Here is a 6,794-nt window from a genome sequence, read left to right on the forward strand (position 1 = left end):
GGGTAGGCGAGGGGTTCAGGCGACACCTGCTCGGCGGGGTGCGCGGCGGGCCCGGGCGACGCCTGGAACGTGGGGCGCCCGGTAGGCGCCGGGTCCGCCGGGGGCCGCCCGTACGCGGGCCCCCCCGGGTGCGCGGGGCGCTCGGAGACGCGGTCCGCGGAGTCGGGCGCAGGACGGTTCGCGGGGGAGGACGAGGGCGAGGGGAGCCCGGCTGCGGAGGTCGCGGGGAGGGCGGCCTCAGGGTGGCCTGCCGCGTGTCCGGGACCGCCGAGCCCCGTGCCGGTCCGGGCCCGCGCGTGCCCCTCACCTGCCGCGGCACCCGCGCCCGGGGCAGCCGCGGCGCCGGGGGCCGCGCTGGCGCCTCGGTCCGGGCCCGTACCCGTCGGCGGGAAGACCGGACCGCCAGCGGCCTGGCGGGGGAACCCGGGGCGCCCGGGACCGGTGGGCCCGCTCCCGGGCCTGCCCGCACCCGTCTGCCCCGGCAGGCCCGCGCCGGAGGGCTCCGGTGTGCCCGCACGGACCCCGGGCCCGGCCGGATGCGCGGAAGCCGAAGCGCCTGTGCCGCCTGTGCCGAGAGTGCCGGCGTTGCCACCGGTGCTGCCCGTGCCGTCCCCCTCGCCGTACGGACGGCGGGCCGACGGCACCACCGGCTGCGGGGGGCCGCCCTGTTCCGTACCGGGGTCCGCGCCGCGCGTCGACAGCGCGCCCTCCCGCGCCACGCGCAGGTGGCCCTCCCCGTCGGGGACGGCGTCCAGCGCGTGTCCGGCGGCGCCGGGGGCGAGGCGCAGGGCCGTTTCGCCGACGCGCAGCAGCGCGCCCGGGGCCAGGCGCACGGCGCGCTCGCCGACGGCGCGGCCGTCCAGGGACGTGCCGTTCGTGGAGCCGAGGTCCGCGACGCGCACCCGCCCGTCCTCCGTCACCGTCACCACGCAGTGCAGCCGCGAGACGTCGGGGTCGTCCAGCGGCACGTCCGCGTCGGCCGAGCGGCCGACCCGGATCTCCCCCGGGTGCAGCAGGTGGACGCCGCCCGCGTCCGGACCCGCCACCACGTGCAGCCGCGCCGCGGCGCCCTCCGGGGCGGCGGACTCCCCGGCGGGGGCCTGGAGGCCCAGCACCGCGCCGTCCACGAGGGGCGGCTCGCCGAGCGTGGCGCGCTGCGGGTCCAGCCGCTCGCCGCCCGCGTAGAGCACGACGGCACCGGAGGCGGCGGCGCCGTCGGGGCCCGCCGCCGCGGCGGCCAGCCCGGACGCCACGGCGGCCAGCGCGGTGCCCGCGGGAGCGGTCACGAGGACGTCGCAGGCGCGCCGCGCGGTCTGCCCGCCGGTCGGCGCCGCGAGGACGGTCAGCCGGATCTGCATTGCCGTCAGCGGTCCCTTCTGCGCGGCGCGGCCGCGGCGGGGGAACAGGTGGGGGCGACGGGGCACTGCGGGGGACAGGCCCGCGGATAGCTCCCCCCACCCGCGCGCGGACGCGTCGTCCGGTACAGGTCGTGTGCATCCTCCCACCTGCCAGGGCCCGTTCGCCCGCGGCACGGCACCAAATGATCTTGAATGATCGGGTTCGGTCGCGGAAAGAGCTGCTCGGGCCCCCGGCCGCCGCCTGAAGTCGATCGTCCGTTCATCAGTGCGGCCGTGCCGTCCGGGCAACCGGACGCGCCCGCCGCACGTCTGTCCCGGCACGGACGAGAGAGCCGTCCGGTCACGGTCCGTGAGCCGTTCGAACAGAGCGGAACGGCACTACAGTGGGTCGAACGCAGTTCTCGGACCGGTCTCGGACCACGATTCGCAGGGAGCACATGTCGTGCGGCCAGTCGGCAGCAAGTACCTGCTCGAGCAGCCGCTCGGACGCGGCGCCACGGGCACCGTCTGGCGTGCCCGCCAGCGGGAGACCGCCGGTGCCGAGGCCGCCGTGGCCGGCCAGCCGGGCGAGACCGTCGCGATCAAGGTCCTCAAGGAGGAGCTCGCCAACGACGCGGACGTCGTGATGCGCTTCCTGCGCGAGCGCTCCGTCCTGCTGCGCCTCACCCACCCGAACATCGTGCGCACCCGTGACCTCGTCGTCGAGGGCGACGTCCTCGCCCTCGTCATGGACCTCGTCGACGGCCCCGACCTGCACCGGTACATCCGCGAGAACGGCCCGCTCACCCCGGTCGGCGCCGCCCTCCTCATGGCGCAGGTCGCCGACGCGCTCGCCGCCAGCCACGCCGACGGCGTCGTCCACCGCGACCTGAAGCCCGCGAACGTGCTGCTCGCCGAGCGCGACGGGCAGATGCACCCGATGCTCACCGACTTCGGCATCGCCCGCCTCGCCGACTCCCCGGGCCTCACCCGCACCCACGAGTTCGTCGGCACCCCCGCCTACGTGGCGCCCGAGTCCGCCGAGGGCCGCCCGCAGACCTCCGCGGTCGACGTGTACGGCGCCGGCATCATGCTGTACGAGCTGCTCACCGGCCGTCCCCCGTTCGCCGGCGGCACCGCGCTCGAAGTGCTCCACCAGCACCTGAGCGCCGAGCCGCGCCGCCCCTCCACGGTCCCCGGCCCGCTGTGGACCGTCGTCGAGCGCTGTCTCAGCAAGGACCCGGACCGGCGCCCCAGCGCCGAGAACCTCGCCCGCGGCCTGCGCGTGGTCGCCGACGGCATCGGCGTGCACGCCTCGGCCGCCCAGATCGAGGCCGCCGAGGGCGTCGGTGCCCTCCTGGCCCCCGACCCGGCGCCCGCGCCCGTCCCCGGCTCCGCCACGCCCGGCCTCGCGGGCGCGGCCGGCGCGGCGGGGGCGCCCGGCGCGGCCGACCCGACGCAGGTGCTCCCGCACGCCGCCCCCGGCACCCCGGGCGCCCCCCAGTACGACCCGGCCGCCGCCACCAGCTTCCTGCCCGCCGCCGGTCAGGGCGCCGCCCCGCCGGCGGGCGCGGCCGACGCCACCGCGGTGATGCCGCCCGTGCCACCCGGCCAGGACGGGCCGCCACAGCAGGAGCCGCACCCGTGGCAGACCCAGCTGCGCGCGGCGCGCGACCGCAACGAGCAGACCCAGATCCAGTACCTCGACCCCGCCGAGGACCCGCTGCGCCGCCGCCCCCAGCGACGCCCGCAGCCGCAGCAGCCGCCGCAGCCCGAGCCGTACCGGCCGCAGCACCAGCAATACGGCCAGCAGCAGCCGTACGGCCGGCAGGGCTACGGCCAGCCGCAGCCGCAGCAGCCGCCCCAGTACGCCCCGCCGCCCCAGCCGTACGCGGCCCAGCCCCCGCAGCCCTATGCGCCGCAGCACCAGCAGCCCCAGCAGAGGCAGCCGCAGGCCCGCCCGCCCCGGCAGCCCGCGCAGCCGCAGGCGCCGCAGCCGCCCGCCCCGCGGGAGCCGCGTGAGCCCCGGCGGCGCAGCGCCAACCCCATGCGCATCCCGGGCCTCGGCTGCCTCAAGGGCTGCCTGTTCACGATCCTCGTCTTCGTCCTCGCGGGCTGGCTCATCTGGGAGCTGACCCCGCTCCAGGACTGGATCGCCCAGGGCAAGAGCTACTGGGACGCCATCGGCGACGCCGTCTCCACCGTCACCGACTGGATCGGCGAGCTCGGCAGCGCCACCGACACCGGCGGCACCACCGCGCCCTGACCCGCGGCACACCGGACCCACGCGGAGGGGTGATTTCCGTTCCGGCGTGAATGCGGGGCGCTCCGCCCGCGTACCGTGGTCGGGAACGCCAGCCGCTGAGGGAGCAGTCTTGGCACGGAAAATCGGCAGCCGGTACACGGCTCACCAGATCCTGGGGCGGGGCAGCGCCGGTACGGTGTGGCTCGGCGAGGGCCCGGACGGCCCCGTCGCCATCAAGCTGCTGCGCGAGGACCTGTCCGCCGACCAGGAACTCGTCGGACGCTTCGTGCAGGAACGCACCGCCCTGCTCGGACTCGACCACCCCCGCGTGGTCGCCGTCCGCGACCTCGTCGTCGACGGCGACGACCTGGCCCTCGTCATGGACCTGGTGCGCGGCACCGACCTGCGCAGCAGACTCGACCGCGAGCGCCGCCTCGCCCCCGCCGCGGCCGTCGCCATCGTCACCGACGTCGCCGAGGGCCTCGCCGCCGCGCACGCGGCCGGCGTCGTCCACCGGGACGTGAAGCCGGAGAACATCCTCCTCGACATGCAGGGCCCCCTCGGCCCCGGCGGCGCCCACCCCGCCCTGCTCACCGACTTCGGCACGGCCAAGCTGATCGACACCCCGGCCCGCACCCGCTCGGCCCACCGCATCATCGGCACGCCCGACTACCTGGCCCCCGAGATCGTCGAGGGCCTGCCCCCGCGGGCCGCCGTCGACATCTACGCCCTCGCCACCGTCCTGTACGAGCTGCTCGCGGGCTTCACCCCGTTCGGCGGCGGCCACCCCGGGGCGGTGCTGCGCCGGCACGTCACCGAGACCGTGGTCCCGCTGCCCGGCATCCCCGACGAGCTGTGGCAGCTGATCGTCCAGTGCCTCGCCAAGGCCCCGGCGTCCCGGCTGCGCGCCTCCGAGCTGGCCGCCCGCCTCCAGGAGCTGGCCCCGCTGGTCGCGGACATGCCGCCGCTGGACGTCGACGAGCCCGGCGGGGAGCCCGTCCCGGAGCCGTACGCGGACGAGGACCCCCACCCTGCGCAGCCGGAGCGGCCCCGCAGGGCGGCCGTGCCGCTGGTGCCCGGCTCGTCCACGGACTCCAGCCGGGACACCCACACCTCGATGCGGGTGCCCGGCCCCGACGAGCTGACCGGCGGTCCGCTGGGCACCGCGCGCGCCCCCAGGACGGCGGGCCAGCGGCGCCCCGGCTCGGCCCGCAACAAGCAGGCGGCGGTCCGCAGGCGGCGCCTTGTGGTCTCCGTCGCGGGCGCGGCGCTGGCCGCCGCGGGCCTGGCCGGCTGGCTGGCCGCGGGCCAGGACGAGGCGCCCCCGGCCCCCGTGCAGGGGCCGTCGGCGCCGGACCGCTGACCGGCGGCCCCGACGGTCCGCGGCCGGGACTGCCGCGGGCAGCCGTTACGCTGGACCCGTGGCAGTCGTCGACGTATCCGAAGAGCTGAAGTCCCTCACCGCGACCATGGGGTCGATCGAGGCCGTCCTGGACCTCGACAAGCTGAGGGCAGACATCGCCGTGCTCGAGGAGCAGGCGGCCGCGCCGTCCCTGTGGGACGACCCCGAAGCGGCGCAGAAGATCACCAGCAAGCTGTCCCACCTGCAGGCCGAGGTCCGCAAGGTGGAGACGCTGCGCGGCCGGATCGACGACCTCGGTGTGCTCTTCGAGCTCGCCGAGGCCGAAGACGACCCGGATGCCCGCGCCGAGGCCGAGGCGGAGCTCGCCGACGTGCGCAAGGCGCTCGACGAGATGGAGGTCCGCACCCTCCTGTCCGGCGAGTACGACGAGCGCGAGGCCCTCGTGACCATCCGCGCCGAGGCCGGCGGCGTCGACGCCTCGGACTTCGCGGAGCGTCTCCAGCGCATGTACCTGCGCTGGGCGGAGCGGCACGACTACAAGACGGAGATCTACGAGACGTCGTACGCGGAGGAGGCCGGCATCAAGTCGACCACGTTCGTCGTGCACGCGCCGTACGCCTACGGCACGCTCTCCGTCGAGCAGGGCACGCACCGCCTGGTCCGCATCTCGCCGTTCGACAACCAGGGCCGCCGCCAGACGTCCTTCGCGGGCGTCGAGGTGCTGCCCGTCGTGGAGCAGACCGACCACATCGAGATCCCGGAGAACGACCTCCGCATCGATGTGTACCGCTCGTCGGGCCCCGGCGGCCAGTCGGTCAACACCACCGACTCGGCGGTCCGCATCACGCACATCCCGACCGGCGTGGTCGTCTCCTGCCAGAACGAGAAGTCGCAGATCCAGAACAAGGCGTCCGCGCTCCGCGTCCTCCAGGCCCGTCTGCTGGAGCGCCAGCGGCAGGAGGAGCGCGCCAAGATGGACGCGCTGAAGGGTGACGGCGGCAGCTCGTGGGGCAACCAGATGCGCTCCTACGTCCTGCACCCGTACCAGATGGTGAAGGACCTGCGCACCGAGCACGAGGTCGGCAACCCGCAGGCCGTCCTGGACGGCGACATCGACGCTTTCCTGGAGGCGGGCATCCGCTGGCGCAAGCAGCAGGAGAAGTAGCCCGCACCACGACGCCCCGACGGCGCCGCCCCCACCCGGGGGCGGCGCCGTCGCCGTTGCCGGGCTCACCGTGCGCGGGGGTCCGCTTCGCGGGCGCAAGCAGCGAACGGACCGTCTTCTCGCTTTGTCGACACGAGAACTGACGTTCCGCCCGCTCGGTTCCCGCTTCTGTCACAGTTGCCTCCCCGCAGGCCAGACACGGCTGATCATTTCGGGCATCGCGTACGCAACGAGCTTGACCTGCTTGACGAAACTGGGAAAGCTGGCGCGCGGCATGCGCATGTCCGGGGCGCGTGTGACCGGGGGCGGACGAAGTGGCAACACCCCGGCTCCATGCTGCCCCGCGCGCTGCACCACTGACACGAACAGCTACTGGGGGTAGCAAGCTTATGACCAACAAGACGCGCGTCCGGATCGCGCGCATCGCGGCCGGCGCGGTCATCGCAGCCGGTGCGTCCCTGACCGCGGCGGGGGCGGCGCAGGCCACCGGCCTCATCGAGGTCGACGTCCAGACGACCGCCGAGGCGGAGCCGCCGTGCAGCCCGGTCGACCCGAACTGCGATGACTCCGGTGGCGGTACGACGACCTCGGGCGGTGCCACCGCGGACGGTGGTGCGACCACGGATGGCGGTGCGACCACGGATGGTGGTGCGACCACGTCCGGTGGTGCGGCGGCCTCCGGTG

Annotated in this window: 4 protein-coding genes and 1 pseudogene; 4 read left to right on the forward strand and 1 reads right to left on the reverse strand. The window is 75.9% G+C overall.

Annotated elements, in window-relative coordinates; all coding sequences use genetic code 11:
• A partial coding sequence (locus BJP40_RS07855) for an FHA domain-containing protein (RefSeq protein ID WP_143065909.1) occupies positions 1-1,358 on the reverse strand: 1,358 nt, incomplete at its 3' end.
• A 442-nt stretch (positions 1,359-1,800) separates the two neighbouring features.
• On the opposite strand from BJP40_RS07855, the gene BJP40_RS07860 reads away from it, so the two are divergent.
• The 4 genes and pseudogenes from BJP40_RS07860 to BJP40_RS35345 all read left to right on the forward strand — a co-directional run.
• Positions 1,801-3,603, forward strand: a complete 1,803-nt coding sequence (locus tag BJP40_RS07860) for a serine/threonine-protein kinase (RefSeq protein WP_071279717.1) — start codon at positions 1,801-1,803, stop codon at positions 3,601-3,603.
• 109 nt (positions 3,604-3,712) lie between these two features.
• Complete coding sequence (locus BJP40_RS07865; protein ID WP_071279719.1) at positions 3,713-4,945, forward strand: serine/threonine-protein kinase; 1,233 nt, start codon at positions 3,713-3,715, stop codon at positions 4,943-4,945.
• A gap of 58 nt (positions 4,946-5,003) precedes the next feature.
• Positions 5,004-6,110, forward strand: coding sequence for a peptide chain release factor 2 (gene prfB / locus BJP40_RS07870; protein ID WP_071264851.1), 1,107 nt, complete (start codon positions 5,004-5,006; stop codon positions 6,108-6,110).
• A 389-nt stretch (positions 6,111-6,499) separates the two neighbouring features.
• Positions 6,500-6,794 (forward strand): annotated as a pseudogene (locus BJP40_RS35345) (hypothetical protein); the annotation flags it as partial.

Source organism: Streptomyces sp. CC53, assembly GCF_001865245.1.
GTDB lineage: Bacteria > Actinomycetota > Actinomycetes > Streptomycetales > Streptomycetaceae > Streptomyces.